This is a genomic window from Streptomyces hokutonensis (assembly GCF_042751305.1).
GTDB lineage: Bacteria > Actinomycetota > Actinomycetes > Streptomycetales > Streptomycetaceae > Streptomyces > Streptomyces hokutonensis_A.
The window spans coordinates 38,159-54,188 of sequence record NZ_JBHYWD010000018.1 but is presented as its reverse complement, the minus strand read 5'-3'; the positions used below and the strand labels follow the sequence as shown (position 1 = coordinate 54,188).

Sequence of the window (16,030 nt, the reverse complement as noted above, 5' to 3'; positions counted from 1 at the left end):
TCGTGGTTGTCGGAATCGTCGATCTTGGGGTTCAGCGCGGCTCCGATGTGGTTTGGTGCGGGGGGCGGCGTGGTGCCGCCCCCGGCGTCGGGGCTCGGTCAGAGGGCCGCGAGCACGATCGGGGCCGCCACCTGGACGACACTCATCACGTCGTCGAACCAGCCCTTCTGCTGGGCGTATTCCGGCGGGACGGTCAGCGTGAGGTCCTTGCTGAACTCCTTGCCGGCCGCCGCGTCGATCAGATGCGGGACGATCGTCTCCAGGGCGCCGAACGCGCTGGACCAGAAGTCCTTGTTGTGCAGCCGCTCGGGCGCGATCTGCTGGGCGAGGCTCTGACCGGCCTGGCCCGAGCCCTGCGTGACCATCTCCTTGGGGAGCGCGTTCAGGATCGGTCCCGCGACATGGACGACCGTGTTGGCGACTCCGATCACGTCGTCCCAGAAGCTCTTGTCCTGCAGCCGGGCCGGGTCGTTGAGGGCGGGGCGTACGACCGGTGCCTTCGAGTTCCGGGACGCGGCGGCCACGGCCGGCACGAGGTTCGCCGCGCACGCGGCCACGTCGTCCAGGTATCCAAGACCCTTGGCCTGGGTCGCGGCGCCGTTGCTCGACGCTCCTCCGGCGTTCTTGGCGATGGAACCCAGGACGGATTCGATGGTGGTGTGAATGCTGGGGGCTGTAGTGGTCATCCCGGTGTACTCCTTTGTTTCCGTGATGGTGGTTCCGGCGCTCATGTCGAACGCGCCGGACTTGCCCGCGCCTGCTCCTTCCTCGGCCGTGCCGAACAACTCGCCCCACCAGTCGGTGGGTTCGGTGACCGGCTGTTCCGAGATGAAGGTGTCGGAGAGCAGGTACTGCTGGTCCGACGGCGCGAAGACGGTAGGCGTCTGGCGCATGTTCAGGCCCTGGAGCCGGCCGACGACCTGGTCGCACAGCGCGCTCACCGTGATCGACGCGATGTCGCTCTGCTCGGTGAGGGCGAAGGTGAAGGCCGACAGGCCGTTGGTCGCGGAACTGCCGGCCGCGGCGGTCTCGTCGGCGCGGCACGCGGTGAGGAGAACCGCGTTCAGCTCCACCTCCGGTTCGCCCGCGTCCTTGGCCATGGGGTCGATGGACAGGGCTTTCGCGAAGTTCTTCGACGCGACACCCGCGCTGGCGGTGGAGGCCCGCCCGAAGAACTTGACCGGTGCCATCGAGTCGGCGCGGGAATTCACCTCGAAAGCCTTCTGCCGCTCCATTTCCGGGTCGGCGTGGAAGACCTTGGTGCGGGCGATCTGGGTCATTCCTTCGAAGACGAACAACTTGTCCATTCCTCCGGAATGGCAGGCGTCCAGCACCACGGTGAGGACGCCTGCCGGAATGGTGTGGCTGCGTCGGCTCAGCTCGGTGTCCTCAAGGAATTCGTCGTAGAGACAGAGCACCTCCGTCATGACGCCGTCCTTGAGGTAGCGGTAACCGTGCGACGACTCGAAGAAGACTCTGCGGTCGCCGGGCTGTGCGTCGTCGAAGAGCCAGTCGAGTCCGTCCCGGACGTTGGCCAGGTTCGCATCGCCGTTGTGCAGGAACCTCACGTCCGTGTCCGTGAAGTCGTACTGGTTGAGCAGTTCGCGAAAGGCGTAGGTGTCCTTCACGCAACTGTTCAGGTTGTTGGCCGGATTCGGATATACGTCGAGGCCGACCAGCAATGCGCGATTCGTCATTCGCCCGGTCCTTTCCAAGGGCTGCGTGGTCGTATCGACCGCGCGGGACGATGTCCGGCCCGTACAACAGCTTTTTGTCGTACGACATGGCTGCGGCATACCCCTGTGGCATTTGGCAGAATGCCCGCGGGCTCGCCCCGCTTTCATGTTTGGTGCGACCCCAAGGCGCGGCAACTCGGGCCGAGTTGATACCGGTGACTTAAGGGTTCCGTGCGGAATCGTCTGGGGAGGTGGGGAGTGCCGCGAGCCGGTCAGGGGAAGGTGGCACCGGTCGGCCGGCTGTCCGACCGGATCGCCGTGGGTCTGCTGGTGCGCGCGTTCCCGCCCCATCTGGTGGACCGGGTGATCGCGGACTGCGGCCGCACCGAGCAGCGCAGCCGGCTGCTTCCCGCCCGCCTGGTGGTCTACTTCGTGCTCGCCATGTGCCTCTTCTCCGCGGAGAGTTACTGCGAAGTGGCCCAACTGCTGGCGCATGGCATGACGTGGGCGGGTCACGCCCAGGGGCCACTGTGGGTGCCGACGACCGCGGCCATCTCACGGGCCCGGGCCAAGCTCGGGGCCGAACCCCTGGCCGCGTTGTTCGCGGCGGTCGCGGGTTCACCATCCGCGCTCGTGTCCGTGCCCCAACAGCCGCGGCGGCGTGACGACCGTGCTCGATGGCGGGCACTCGGACTCGACAGCACCGTCTTCAGCGTCCCGGACTCCGCCGAGAACCGGGAACGATTCGGCGCCCCCGTCGGCAACTGCCCGGCTCAGCACGCCTTTCCCGAGGTGCGCGTGGCCGCCCTCACCGACTGGGCGTCAGGAACGATCGCGCGAGCGGTCTTCGGCTCCCGCACGCTCACCGACGCGGCGCTGGTGGACGGGCTGATCACCGATCTCACGCGTGGCGATCTGCTGCTCGTCGACGACTGCTTCACGGATCGATGGCCCACGACCTGCGCGATGGGCCGCAACCTCCTGTGGCGCGCGCATCCGCGAGCCCAGCTGCCCGTATGCCGAACGCTGACCGACGGCTCCTACCTCACCGAGATCACGGTGGCGGACCGGGATGCGGGCCGTGCGGCCGGGCGGTTCACCGCCAGAGTGATCACCGCCTCCGCCCTGGGCGGGGCGCAGTCGTGCCGACTGCTGACGACGGTGCTGGACCACGCGACATCGCCGGCCCGTGCACTGGCCGCTCTGTACCACGAGCGCGGGATGCTCGCACGCTGCCTGCAGGACATGCGGGCACATCTGACCAGCGAGCCCCGCATCGTCCTGAGGTCCCGCTGGCCGGAGGGGGTCGAGCAGGAGCTGTGGGGCCATCTGCTGATCCACCACGCCGTACGAATGTCCCTCCACAGCGCCGCGTCGGACATACCGTCGCTCCGGGCAACCGGCTCGCCTTAAGTCACCGGTACGCGAGCGGGAGGCCATCAGGAGTTGAGTGCCGGTGGCGGCGGGCGCGCGATGACGGACTCGGATGCGATGGCCCACACCGTGGAGTGTGGCAGTGCGTCGCGATCCTTGAACCGGTGGCCAAGGTGTCCTGAGCTGCGGTTTCTTGCGTGCACAATGTGTGCGGTGTGGGCGTTGCGGGCGATATTGACGCTCATTTGACGCTCGTTCTGATGGGGCGTCAGGTAGCTGGGCTGTGGCCCAGGGGTAGGAAACCCATCCCTGGTCGAGGATGGGGTTGCGGGTGCCCTGGTGTCCGTTGCGGGAGAAGTGAGCCGGGTGTGGTGTCGGTCGGTGTCACCAGGCGTTCGATCTCCTGGGCTCCGAGGACTGTGCCGCCCCGGGCGTTCCTCCACTTGCCCGAGAAGAGTGTCTTCTCGAGGTCGCTGAGCATGGTGGAGCGCGTACTTGACCCCGTTCACCGTGACGTTGGACGTGCTGCCCTCGCGGATGGTCTTCCAGTGGCTTCCGGGAGAGCGCGACAACCTGATGACGCGCCGTTTGTCGCACTTCTTGAACGGATTTCCCCAGGCGTCACACCGGTCGTCGAGGCCGGTTCCGTTGACCGGGAACGCGCAGACGAAATCGTAGGCGTTTCAGTTGCCGCCGAACCAGCCGTAGCGTGTCGGGGCCTTGTTCGCGCGGGGCGCGCCGATCTCGTCGTTGTCGAGAACCGTGGGTGCGACGGCCGTGTCGAGCGGCAGTTGCAGTGCGATGTCTCCGTGGATGTTGGACAGTTGCAGGACCGGGCCACCGGTCTTGCTCGTGGTGGCGCTGGATGCGCCGGGGTGCTGGAGGGCGACGGCGGGACCCGGGTCGCCCTCGCCACGCTCATTGCGGCCGGAGTGCCGGAGGGGCGGGCGGCTGTCGTGGTCGAGGCTGTCGCGTTGGCTGTGGCCACGTAGTCCGCGGCTGACGACCAAGCCGTCGACGCCGTCACGCCGGCCATTTGAGCACTCTTTCCCGCCCCGGGCTCTCTGCCGGGGCGGAGTCGTCTGCTGCCGGCTGTCGTCCAGGCGGAGCCCAGGGGGTCGGCCGGAGTGTGAACCGTGATGGGCGTCTCATGCTCTGTTCCCCCCAAGGGAAGCATAATTGCCCACCGATGTGCAATTATCTTTCTTGTGCTCCTGGCTTCATGGGCGGCGCGGCTGTCGCGTCAGATCCCGGCCCTGACTTCCGACCCTCTGTGGAGAAGCGCAGTGAATCTCGGCGGACCAGACGACCTGACGCTTCCCCAGCAGGGTCACCCGGTGGCCCTCATCGGTGGCCGGTACGAACTGCGCCACCTGCTCGGCTCCGGCGGTATGGCGGAGGTGCATCTCGCGCACGATCTCCGGCTCGACCGCAGTGTGGCCGTGAAGACCCTGCGCGGCGACCTCGCCCACGAACCGGCGCTTCAGGAACGGTTCCGGAGGGAGGCGCAGTCCACCGCCTCGCTCAACCATCCCGCCATCGCCGCGGTGTACGACACGGGGGAGGGCGTGGCTTACGGCGGGGCCCAGTCGCCGTACCTCGTGATGGAGTACGTCGACGGGACCACCCTGCGCGACGCCCTGCACTCAGGGCCGCCGATGACCGTCGAACGGGCCCTTGTGGTGACGGCCGGAGTTCTGCGGGCCCTGGCCCACTCCCATCAGCACGGCATCGTGCACCGGGACATCAAACCGGCCAACGTCATGCTGAACTGGGCCGGAGATGTCAAGGTCATGGACTTCGGGATCGCCCGGGACGCTCGGGACGTCGGCATGACGCAGACATCGGTCGTGATCGGGACCGCCCAGTACCTCTCGCCGGAACAGGCGATGGGCCGGGAGACCGACGCGCGGTCCGACCTGTACTCCGTTGGCTGCCTGCTGTACGAACTGCTGACCTTCCGCACGCCGTTCACCGGCGAGACGCCGATGGCGGTGATGTACCAGCACATCCAGGAGGTCCCGCGCCCGCCGAGCCTCTACAACCCCGAGGTCGGCCCCCAGGTGGACACGATCGTCCTGCGCGCCCTGGAGAAGGATCCCGGATACCGCTATCAGTCCGCCGAGCAGATGCTCGCCGACATCGACGCGCACCTCGGTACGGGCCTGCTCATGCCGGGTGCGGAACCCCCGCCGGGGGAGGGCGACTTCCCGTACGACGATGCCGACCCGGAAGAGAGGAGCGGTCGGCGCAGAGGAACCGTCGGGCTGATCACGGCGGGTGTCGCCGTCGTCGTCCTGGCGTTGGTGTTGGGCTGGTTCATGTTCGGGCGTGGTACGGCCGGCGAAGGCAGGACCGACGTGCCCGACCTTGTGGGCCAGAGCCTGGAGGAGGCGCGGCGTACCGCGGAGAACGTCGACCTCACCGTCACCGTCGACAAGCGGGAGCCCTGCGCGGACCAGCCGAGCGGCCACATCTGCGAGCAGAGCCCCGTGGAAGGGGAACTCGCCAAGGGCGAGGCGGTCTCGGTCACCGTGTCCACCGGGGCGCCCAAGGTCGAGGTGCCGGACGTCACGGACAAGGACGAGGACGACGCGTCCCGGATCCTGGAGGGCAAGGGATTCAAGGTGAAGCTCCGGCACGTCACATCCGGCAGCGAGGATCCCGGAACCGTCCTCAAGCAGGACCCGGAGGGCGGTGAGAAGGCCGAGAAGGGCACCGAAATCACCCTCACGGCGGCCAAGGAGGTACAGAAGGCGACGGTCCCGGACCTCACGGGTGCGACCGTGAGCGAGGCCCGGAAGCTGCTGGCCGCACAGGACCTGAAACTGGGCAGTACGACCGAGGTCGAGAGCGACGCCGAGCCGGGGACCGTGGTGGGACAGAGCGTCGCTTCCGGCGGCGAGGTCGAGCCGGGTACGGCGATCGGCGTGAAGATCGCCAAGGCCGTGCAGACCGTGCAGATCCCCACCGACATCGTCGGCAAGACCCTTGCCGAGGTCCAGGACGAACTGGACGCGCTCGGCCTCCAGGTCGCCGTCGCCACCGGATACTCCCAGGCGTCCGACGCGGTGGTGACGTCGAGCACTCCAGCCGCGGGGAGCGAGGTGGAGGCGGGAAGCACCGCGGTCGTCGTCACTCAGGACGCCGGCACCGACCAGTCGGACGGGGGCGCGACGCCGGGCGGAGACACGAGTGGTGGCACGGAGACCACGGCGCGTCAGTTGCTGCCGGTCCTCCCGATCCCGAGATGACGCCCGGCCGGGTGGACGCCCGTCGGCGACGCGCGCCATCAAGGCCCACCTGCTGGCCCCCTGACCATGGTCAACTCCGGGATCCGGGCCGACGACGGCACCGTCGCCACCGCCGTCCCGATCGCCGCCGGAGTCGACCAGTGCCGCCGCCGCGGTCCGCCGCCCGCACGGAACCAGGCCGCTCCACTCGCCCCACCGACGCCAATGAAGGAGGGCATCGCCCTTGTCCACGTCCCAGCACAGGCACGACGACGGCTCGCAGTACGAGCCCCACTACCCCTCTTATGACAGCTACGGCTACGGCTACGGCTCTCAGGACGAGGCCACTCTGTATGAACCGTACGCATTGCCCGGGCTCCGGCGGAGTCGGAGGCACCCCCTCGCTGTCGCGACCACCACTCTTGTCGCGCTGGCCGTCCTTTCCGTTGCCGTCGACCGGGTCGTAGCAGCACGCATAGAGTCACGCACGGCCAAGGCGTTCCAGGAGGGCATGGACACGCCTCTGCCTCCGCAGGTCCACGTCCGAGGCTTCCCCGTCCTGACCCAGGCGGCCTCCGGAACCCTGCGGCACGTGGACATCACCGCTCACGACATACCGGCCCAGGGGGCCACCCGCCCACTGCCGGTATCCGAACTCTCCCTCCGGCTCCAGGGGTTGACGAAGTCGGACGACGACAGTGAGGCACGGGCCGACAGTGCCGAGGCGACCGCCTTCCTGTCCTACACGGACGTGTCGAACACCCTTGGGCTGGAGATCTCCCAGGGCAGCCGCCCGGGTCAGGTGAGCGCGGTGGTCCTCGTCCCCCTCGGGAAGCAGGTCACTGTGACGACGACCGTTACGGCGGCCTCGGGCAATCGCATCGCCTTCAAGGACTTCGACGTCAAGGCCGGTGCGCTGCCTGCCCCCGGGAGCGCCGCGCTGGACAAGGTCTTCGAGCAGCCCATCCAGCTGCGGAACATCCCCCAAGGCCTGCACCTGCGCTCGGTCACCACCACGACCGACGGCCTGATCGCCCACTTCTCGGGTCACTCGGTCACCTTCCGAGCCGACGACGCCTCGCAGGACAGCGCCGGAGGATCCGACGCTGTGGTTCGGAGGGTTTCGACTCTCCAACTCGGCCGGTGACGTTCGCTGTTCCTCGCGGGACGGACTGTGCGTTCGCCACGACGGAGTCGAGCCCGCCGTGCGGCGGTGTCGACCACTCAGCCCAGGTCGGGCAGCGGTCGGCGAGCGACCTCGTGGGCGTCGTCCGGTGGTACGCCCAGCATGCGCAGGACCATCTCGGCGAGACTGACCGCGGCCTCGTCGCCGTCCAGTTCGGGGCGGGCGAACCGCAGCTCCACCAAGGACAGCAGGGTCCCGCCCAGCGCGGAGAGGGCGACGACCGGCTCGACGGCGGTGAAGCGGCCTGAGGCGATGCCGACCTGAAGATCGCGCAGCGCGCGGGTCGCCAGGCCGTTGTCCGAGTAGAGGTGGCCGAGACCGCGCCGACGCAGCACCTGCATGAGCTCCGGGTGGGAGTCGGCCATGTGGGCGCTCAGCCGGAAGCCGGCCGTGACGAGTTCCGCGGGGTCGTCGATCCCGCTCAGCCGCTCGTCGAATGCCTGGCCGAACTCCTCCAGGGCGTCCACCACCGCTGCCTCGAACAGCTCCGTCTTGGACTCGAAGTGGTTGTAGAAGGAGCCGAAGCCGACGTCGGCGCGTTCGGCGATCGCCTGGATGCTGGCGCTGGTGTCCCCGGTCTCGGCGAGTATCTGCCGGGCGGCGCGGACGAACGCTCTGCGGGTCTCGGCGCGGCGGCGTTCGAACCGGTTGCCGGGCGGGGCTGAGGTGGACATGGGCCGAGTCTAGCTGCGGTTCCAGGGCCGCCACAGTTCTGATGAATCCATCACTTACTCTTGCTCCAGCTATTGACGATGCTTCCGTCAAAGCTGATGATTTCCTCATTACGGCAATGTTGCTCGGAGGACACCATGTCTGGAACACACGTGGCCAAAGCCGCCGTCGCGACGCCCCACCAGGACCTTCACAGTGAGCAGGGTGCCCTGCGCGGCGAGCACCCCGGCCGGTCCCGGAACCCCGTGATCAAGGTCGCCGACCTGGCCTGGCTGGAGTTCGAGAAGCCCGACCTGGACCGGGCCGAGGTCTTCGCCCGTGACTTCGGCTTCGAGGTCGCCGCCCGCACGGAGCGGGAGCTGTGGCTGCGGGGTACGTTCGCGGGCTCGCCCTGCATGGTGATCAGACGCGGTCGTACGTCCCGTTTCATCGGCCCGGCGTTCCGTGCCGCCGAGCGGGCCGACCTGGACCGGCTGGCCCGGGCGACGGGGACGGACGTGCGGGAGTCGGACGTGCCCGGCGGAGGCGAGGCGGTCGGTCTGCTCGACCCGTCCGGATTCCCGGTACGGGTCGTGCACTGTGCCGAAGGCCTGCCCGCGCTGCCCGGGCAGCAGCCGCTGCTCCTCAACTTCGGTACGGATCACCGTCGTACGAACGTCGCGCAGCGTCCGCCCCGGGAGCCGTCCCGGATCCAGCGACTGGGCCATGTGGTGCTGGAGACACGGGTGTTCGGCCGGGCCCTGGACTGGTACCTGGACACGCTCGGGATGATCGTGTCCGACTTCCTGTTCCTGGACGGGCAGCGCGAGCGGGGTCCGACGATGGCGTTCATCCGCTGCGACCTGGGCAGCGTGCCGGCCGACCACCACACGCTGGCCATGCACCTGGGGCCCGGGACGGGGTATGTGCACTCCGCCTACCAGGTCACCGACCTGGACTCGATCGCCGCGGGTGGTGAGTACCTCAACGAGCGTGGATACAAGCGCAGTTGGGGCATCGGCCGGCACATCCAGGGCAGCCAGCTCTTCGACTACTGGCGCGACCCCGACCACTTCATGCTGGAGCACTTCGCCGACGGCGACCTGTTCTCCCGCGACCTGGAACCCGGCTGGGCGCCGATGTCGGCGAGCGGGCTGGCCCAGTGGGGGCCGCCGGCCACCCGTGACTTCCTGGGCGCCAGTCCGTCCCCCGCCAGGGTCCGCGAGGTGCTGCGTGCCCTGCGTGGCGACAACGAACTCGATCCCGCACGTCTGCTGGGCCTGATGAAAGCGATGAACTCATGAGCACCAACGTCCTGCGCACCGCCGACGGTTGGTGGGTGGTGCGCGGCGCGCGCGCCGTCCGTGTCGACACCAAGGCCGTCACCACCGCCGAACTGCTGGCCGACCGGGCCGCTGTCGGCGAGGCCGCCGGCTCCGGCGAGGCAGGCACCCCCGTGGCCGACCTGGTCGCCCTCTCCCCGGTCACCACGCCCTGCCGGGTGGTCGCCCAGATGGTCAACTACCGCAGCCACGCCCGTGATTCGGGCTTCACCGGCGACATCCCGCCCGCCTTCTTCCGCAAGGCGTCCGGCTCGGTCAGCGGTCCCGGCGGCGCCATCGTCCGGCCGTCGCATGTGAAGTTCCTCGACTACGAGGTCGAACTCGGGCTGGTCATGGGGGCATCGCTGCCGGTGGGAACCGTCGTCGAGGAGCGGGACCTCCCGACGTACGTCGCCGGGCTCGTCGTCACGAACGACGTCAGCGCGCGTGACGTGCAGTTGACCAAGACGCAGTTCTACGAGAGCAAGTCGTACCCCACCTTCACGCCGACCGGCCCCCACCTGGCGCTGCTGGAGCCGGAGGACTTCGCTCATCTCCTCGATCTGCGGCTGAAGTTGAGCGTCAACGGCGAACTGCGTCAGGACCGCACCCTCGCCGACATGATCGTCCGCCCGGCGCAGGCGCTCACCCTGCTGGCCCGGTTCCAGGCCCTCGACCCCGGCGACCTGCTGCTGACCGGCACCCCCGGCGGCACGGCCCTGAAGGCCCCGCCCAAGGCGGTCGAGAAGATCGGCGCGCTGCTGCCGCCCGCCGTGAAGTGGAGGGCGTTCTTCAAGACCCAGGCCAAGAACCCCCACTACCTGCACCAGGGCGACGTCGTCACCGCCACCATCGCCACCCCGGACGGCCGGATCGACCTGGGCGAGCAGCACACGCCCGTGGCCGACGCGAACTGAGACCCGAAGTGAGCCGCACATGACCGCCGACCAAGCCGTACGACCGGACTCCGCCGAGCACGTGCCGGTCGTGATCGTCGGAGCCGGGCCTGTGGGGGTGACCGCCGCCCTGCTGCTCGCCCGGCACGGGGTGAGGACCGTAGTCCTCGAACGCCACCACGACCTCTACCCCCTGCCCCGCGCCGTCGCCACCGACGACGAGGTCCGCCGCATCCTCCAAGCCGCCGGAATCGCCGACGAGTTCGCCGCCGTCGCCCGCCCCGCGCGCGGACTGCGGCTGCTGGACGCCCGCCACCGCGTGATCGCCGAATTCCGGCGCTCACCGCAGGGCCACCACGGCTACCCGCAGACCAGCATGTTCGACCAGCCCCAACTGGAACGGCTGCTGCGCGAGGCACTCGCCCGCCGGCCGGAGTCCGAGCTGCGGGGCGGAGCGGAGGTGACGGCGATCGGACAGCGCGACGACGGGCCGGTGCGCGTCGCCTACCGCGACGACGACGGCGAGCACCTGCTCGTCGCGGACGCCGTCCTCGGCTGCGACGGCGCGGGCAGCCTCACCCGCGACGCCATCGGCGCCAGATGGGAGGACCTTCGCTTCGAGGAACACTGGACCGTCATCGACGTGACGACGAAAGCCGCCGTCCGCTGCTGGGAAGGCGTCGACCAGGTCTGCGACCCGTACCGCCCGGCGACCTTCATGCGCATCGGCGAGGACCGCTACCGCTGGGAGTTCCGGCTGCGGGAGGGGGAGGACCTCGACGCCGAGCGGCTGCGCGAGCTGGTCGCCCCCTGGGTGGACATCTCCCGCGTTGACGACTTCCACGTCGTCCGGCAGGCGCGGTACACCTTCCGGGCCCGGATCGCCGACCGCTGGCGCCGGGGACGCGTCTTCCTTCTCGGCGACGCCGCCCACCTCACCCCGCCGTTCGTCGGACAGGGCCTGTGCTCGGGTCTGCGCGACGCGCACAACCTGAGCTGGAAACTCGCCCGCGTCCTCCAACAGGGCGGCGACGAGCGACTGTTGGACACCTACGAGCGGGAACGCAAGCCGCACGCCCGCCATCTGATCCGCCTCGCGGTCGCCACCGGCTGGGCCATGACCGGTGGCCAGGACCGCGCCGCCGCACTGCGCCGCACCGCCGTCGCCGCGGCCTGCCGCATACCGGGGGTGACGGCCCGGGCGAGCCGGGACCTCGGCCGCCCGCTGCCCGCAGGTCCGCTGACCCGCCGCAGCCGACTCGGCGGCACCTCCTGCCCGCAGCCCCGGGTGACGACCGAGGACGGACAACGGGTCCGCTTCGACGACGTCCTCGGGAACTCCTTCGCGGTGCTGACCGCGGTGCCGCTGTCGCCCGCACCGCGCGCGCTCACCGACGGACTCGGCGCCCGGGTCGTCGACGTCCACGAGTCCGGCGACGACGGCACCCTCGCCGCCTGGCTGCGCGCCGGCCGCGCCGACGCCGTCCTGCTGCGCCCCGACCGCGTCGTCCTGGACGTCGTCCCGGCGGGCGGCGGCGACTTCACCGACACCGCCGCCTGGGCGCCCCTGCTCTGCACCACCCGCGGGCCCGTCGAACCGCCCGTGTCCACCCCGCTGCCGAGGAGCACCGCGCGATGACCACGCCGTACGCGAAACCGTCCTGGACCCCCGACCTGGAAGCCGCCGCGCGCAGCCGGATCGCGGACTTCGGCCGCTGGGCCGCCCGGCACCAGGGTGTCGAAACCGACCTCACCGACTACCCCACCCTGCACCGCTGGTCGATCGCCGACCTGGAGGGCTTCTGGGGCGCGGTGTGGGAGTACTTCGACGTCGACGCGGACACGCCGTACGAGCGGGTGCTGGCCGAGGAGAGGATGCCCGGCGCCCGCTGGTTCCCCGGCGCCACCCTCAACTACGCCCACCACGCCCTGCGCGACCTCGCCGACGACGACGTGGCGATCGTCGCCCTCGACGAGACCGGCTCCGGGTACGAGGTGACCGGGAAGCGGCTGCGCTCCCAGGTCGCTTCCGTCGCCGCCACCCTGCGCGACCTGGGAGTGGGCCAGGGTGACCGCGTCGTCGGATATCTCCCCAACACCCCGCACGCGATCGTCGCGTTCCTGGCCGCCGCGAGCCTCGGTGCCGTCTGGTCGGTGTGCGGGCAGGACTACGCGCCCAACGCGGCCGCCGACCGCTTCGCGCAGCTCGAACCCACCGTCCTGATCGCCGCCGACGGATACCTCTTCAACGGCACCACCTACGACCGCCGCGACGCCGCCCTCGAACTGGCCCGCGCCCTGCCGACGTTGAAGGCCACCGTGCTGGTCGACCACGTGGGGCTGCCGGGGCTCTCGTCGAACTACCCGTCGCTGGTCCTCCCTTGGGAGGAGACGGCGACGCGCACCGAGCAACTCACCTGCACCCCCGTGCCGTTCGACCATCCCCTGTGGGTCGTGTTCTCCTCCGGTACGACCGGTCTGCCCAAGGGCATCGTCCACGGCCACGGCGGCGTCCTCCTGGAGCACCTGAAGACCCTCGGCCTCCAGTCCGACCTGGGCCCCGGCGACCGCCTCCTCTGGTACACCACCACCCACTGGATGATGTGGAACCTCGTCGTCTCCACGCTCCTGACGGGTGCCACGACCTGCACGTACGACGGCAGCCCGGCCCCGCTGACCCGGCCCGACATCCTCTGGCATCTGGCGGCCCGGCACCGCGTCACGCTGTTCGGCACCAGCCCTCAATACCTGTTGGGCATGGCCAAGTTCGGCATCGACCCGTCGGTGCACGACCTGTCGTCGATCCGTGTGGTCGGCTGCACCGGCTCCGCGCTGCCCGCCTCCGCCTACCCCTGGGTCGGCGAGCACCTCGGCGCACACGTCCAGCTCGCCTCCATCAGCGGCGGCACCGACGTCGTCTCCGGATTCGCCGGCGGAGCACCCACCGTCCCCGTGCGGGCCGGTGAGCTGTCCGCGCCCTACCTGGGCGTGGCGCTGGCCGCGTACGACGAGGAGGGCTACCCGGTCGTGGACCAGGTCGGCGAGCTGGTGGTGACCCGCCCGATGCCGTCGATGCCGCTGTACTTCTGGAACGACCCCGACGGCAGCCGCTACCGCGATGCCTACTTCTCCACGTACGACGGCGTGTGGCGGCACGGCGACTGGATCACCCTCACCTCCCACGGCTCGGTGATCGTGCACGGCCGCTCCGACTCCACTCTCAACCGCAGCGGCGTACGGCTGGGCAGCGCCGACATCCACGACGTGACCGAGCGGCTGCCGGAGATCACGGAGGCGCTGGTCATCGGCGCGGAGGAGCCGGACGGCGGTTACTGGATGCCCCTGTTCGTGGTCCTCGCGGCCGGTACCGAACTGGACGACGCCCTCCGCGACCGCATCCGCGAGGCCATCCGCACCGGCGCCTCTCCCCGGCACGTCCCCGACGAGATCATCGAGGTGCCGGCCATCCCGCACACCCGCACCGGCAAGAAGCTGGAGGTCCCGGTCAAACGCCTGCTCCAGGGCGCCCCGGCCGCGCAGGTCGTCAATCCGGCCGCCGTGGACGACCCCGAACTGATCGAGTACTACGCCCGTCTCGGTGCCGAACGGCGCGCCCAGCGACGCGGTTAGTCCGGATGTACCCCGGCCTTCGTGTAGTGGTGACCGTGCCGCTCTGAGCCTGAACTAAGCATGGTCAAGTTTGATATTTTCATCAGGATTCCCGTACTGACTCACCGTCCGACCCAGCACCCACTGAGGCCCCCATGACCACCACCCCCCACACGGAGACGGCCCCGTCCGTCGCCACCGGCCGCGCCGGAACCCGCGGTGTCCTGTTCGCGATGTGCCTTTCCCTCGTCCTGGTCGTCGCGTCGGTCTCGGCGCTCAACCTCGCCCTGCCTGACCTGGCCATCGACCTGTCGGCGTCCAACAGCGCCCTGACCTGGATCGCCGACGCCTACACCGTCGCGCTGGCCGCGTTCGTGCTGCCGCTCGGCGCGATCGGGGACCGCCTCGGCCGCCGCAACGTGCTCGTCGTCGGCACCGTCGTCTTCGGTGCGGCCTCCCTGGCGGCCTCCTTCGCCGACTCCACGACCACCCTCATCGTCTGGCGGGCCGTCATGGGCCTCGGCGCCGCGATGATCATGCCGGGCACGCTGTCCACCATCACCGCCGCCTTCCCGCCCGAGCAGCGCGCCAAGGGCGTGGCCACCTGGTCGGGGTTCGCCGCCGCGGGCGCCATCATCGGGATGCTCGCGGCAGGTGCGCTGCTGGAGCAGTTCTCCTGGCGGTCGATCTTCGTCGCCAGCGCCGCCGTCGCGCTGGCCGCAGGGCTCGGCGCGGTCCTGCTGGCCCCCAACACCAAGGACGCCCATCCCCACCGGCCCGATGTGGCCGGCGCGGTGACCACGGCCCTGGCCATCGGCACCCTCGTGTACGCCATCATCGAGGGCAACGAGCGGGGCTGGACGGAACCGGTGGTGATCGGCGCCTTCGTCGTCACGGCCGTGTCCTTCGCCGCCTACGCCTACCTCGGCCTGCGCGCCGAACATCCCCTGCTCGACCCCGCCCTGTTCGGCATCCGCGGCTTCCGGGCCGGTGCCATCACGGTCCTGGTGCAGTTCATGGCCGTGTTCGGCTTCTTCTTCGTCGGCCTCCAGTACCTCCAACTCATCCTGGGCTACAGCCCGTTGAAGGCCGCCGTCGCCCTCGTGCCGGTCGCGCTGGCGGTACTGCCCGTCTCCCTGCTCACCCCGCACCTGGTGCAGCGGGTCGGCATGAAGGCCGTCATGTCCGTCGGCCTGCTCCTGCTCGCCGCCGGCCTGTTCCTGATCTCGTTCCTCGACGTCGACTCCGGCTACCTGCCCTTCCTCGGCGGCCTGGTCCTGGCGGGCTTCGGCATCGGCCTGAGCGGCGCCGTCGGCACGGCGGCCATCACCGGCTCCCTCGGCAGGGGACAGCAGGGCGTCGCCTCGGCCATGAACGACACCACCCGCGAGGTCGGTTCGGCGATCGGCATCGCCCTCATGGGTTCGATCTACGGCAGCCACTACCGCTCCTCGCTCCCCGACTCGGTCGCCCAACTCCCCGCCGACGCGGCCGAGTCCGTACGCCACTCGGCAGCCGCCGGCCTTTACGTCGCCGACCGGCTCGGCACCCGGGGCACGGCTCTCGCCGACGGCGTCAAGTCCGCGTTCATGGACGGTCTGTCGGCCTCCCTGATCGCGGTGAGCGTCGTCGTGCTCGCCGCCGCGGTCGGCGCCCTGCTGCGAGCACCCAAGACACCGCCAACGGCCGACTGACCCCCAGATCTTCCGTCCGAACACGGCACAGAGGATCTCGGGACGCCCACGGAGGCGACGGCTGCTGTCGGGGCGGGTGCGCAGAGGCGGCGGCCGTGAGGAGATCCCGTGGCGCGAGCACCCACTACGGCCTCGCCCTCACCGACGGCATGCGGGCAGACGCCGCGTGGTTCTGCCCCGAGCCGTACGACGCCGTCGCGGACATCGCCTTCTACACCGGCCAAGTGGACGTCCCGACGGTCGGGAGAGGAGCTCGCCTGCCTGCTCCCGCCCGCGACCAGGGCTGCTGTTCGGAACGGGTCGGAGGGTGCGCGGCTGGTGACGATATGCTCATACGGTGGGCCGGAGCTCCCGTCACGCCGTCGTCCGGACCGTCGGAGGACGGGAGA

Annotated in this window: 10 protein-coding genes and 1 pseudogene; 8 read left to right on the top strand and 3 right to left on the bottom strand. The window is 70.0% G+C overall.

The window, feature by feature from the left end:
- Positions 1-98: 98 nt before the first annotated feature.
- A complete protein-coding gene (locus ACFXC1_RS36370) occupies positions 99-1,697 on the bottom strand; it encodes a caspase family protein (RefSeq protein ID WP_381251104.1) in 1,599 nt (532 codons plus the stop codon).
- Between the two features lie 237 nt (positions 1,698-1,934).
- On the opposite strand from ACFXC1_RS36370, the gene ACFXC1_RS36365 reads away from it, so the two are divergent.
- On the top strand, positions 1,935-3,089 hold the full coding sequence (locus ACFXC1_RS36365; protein WP_381251102.1) for an IS4 family transposase: 1,155 nt from the start codon (positions 1,935-1,937) through the stop codon (positions 3,087-3,089).
- A gap of 650 nt (positions 3,090-3,739) precedes the next feature.
- Here the strand turns inward: ACFXC1_RS36365 and ACFXC1_RS36360 are convergent.
- Positions 3,740-3,922: pseudogene (locus tag ACFXC1_RS36360) on the bottom strand (hypothetical protein); the annotation flags it as partial.
- Positions 3,923-4,336: 414 nt separating this feature from the next.
- On the opposite strand from ACFXC1_RS36360, the gene ACFXC1_RS36355 reads away from it, so the two are divergent.
- Both ACFXC1_RS36355 and ACFXC1_RS36350 read left to right on the top strand, forming a co-directional pair.
- Positions 4,337-6,304, top strand: a complete 1,968-nt coding sequence (locus tag ACFXC1_RS36355; protein WP_381251100.1) for a Stk1 family PASTA domain-containing Ser/Thr kinase — start codon at positions 4,337-4,339, stop codon at positions 6,302-6,304.
- 223 nt (positions 6,305-6,527) lie between these two features.
- Positions 6,528-7,430, top strand: a complete 903-nt coding sequence (locus ACFXC1_RS36350; protein WP_381251098.1) for an LmeA family phospholipid-binding protein — start codon at positions 6,528-6,530, stop codon at positions 7,428-7,430.
- A 77-nt stretch (positions 7,431-7,507) separates the two neighbouring features.
- Here the strand turns inward: ACFXC1_RS36350 and ACFXC1_RS36345 are convergent, their stop codons facing one another.
- Positions 7,508-8,143, bottom strand: a complete 636-nt coding sequence (locus ACFXC1_RS36345) for a TetR/AcrR family transcriptional regulator (protein ID WP_381251096.1) — start codon at positions 8,141-8,143, stop codon at positions 7,508-7,510.
- Positions 8,144-8,278: 135 nt separating this feature from the next.
- Here ACFXC1_RS36345 and ACFXC1_RS36340 point away from each other — a divergent pair, with 135 nt between their 5' ends.
- The 5 genes from ACFXC1_RS36340 (at position 8,279) to ACFXC1_RS36320 (ending at position 15,641) form a co-directional block, all read left to right on the top strand.
- Positions 8,279-9,424 carry a VOC family protein gene (locus ACFXC1_RS36340; protein WP_381251094.1) on the top strand — a complete coding sequence of 382 codons (1,146 nt, stop codon included), beginning with the start codon at positions 8,279-8,281 and terminating at the stop codon, positions 9,422-9,424.
- On the top strand, positions 9,421-10,359 hold the full coding sequence (locus tag ACFXC1_RS36335; RefSeq protein ID WP_381251092.1) for a fumarylacetoacetate hydrolase family protein: 939 nt from the start codon (positions 9,421-9,423) through the stop codon (positions 10,357-10,359). Before ACFXC1_RS36340 ends, ACFXC1_RS36335 begins: the two co-directional genes overlap by 4 nt.
- A 19-nt stretch (positions 10,360-10,378) precedes the next feature.
- Positions 10,379-11,977 (top strand): bifunctional 3-(3-hydroxy-phenyl)propionate/3-hydroxycinnamic acid hydroxylase MhpA, encoded by a 1,599-nt coding sequence (gene mhpA, locus ACFXC1_RS36330; RefSeq protein ID WP_381251090.1) that lies wholly within the window; start codon positions 10,379-10,381, stop codon positions 11,975-11,977.
- On the top strand, positions 11,974-13,968 hold the full coding sequence (locus ACFXC1_RS36325; RefSeq protein ID WP_381251088.1) for an acetoacetate--CoA ligase: 1,995 nt from the start codon (positions 11,974-11,976) through the stop codon (positions 13,966-13,968). The genes mhpA and ACFXC1_RS36325 overlap by 4 nt, the downstream gene beginning before the upstream one ends.
- A 134-nt stretch (positions 13,969-14,102) precedes the next feature.
- On the top strand, positions 14,103-15,641 hold the full coding sequence (locus ACFXC1_RS36320) for an MFS transporter (RefSeq protein WP_381251086.1): 1,539 nt from the start codon (positions 14,103-14,105) through the stop codon (positions 15,639-15,641).
- Positions 15,642-16,030: the final 389 nt, after the last annotated feature.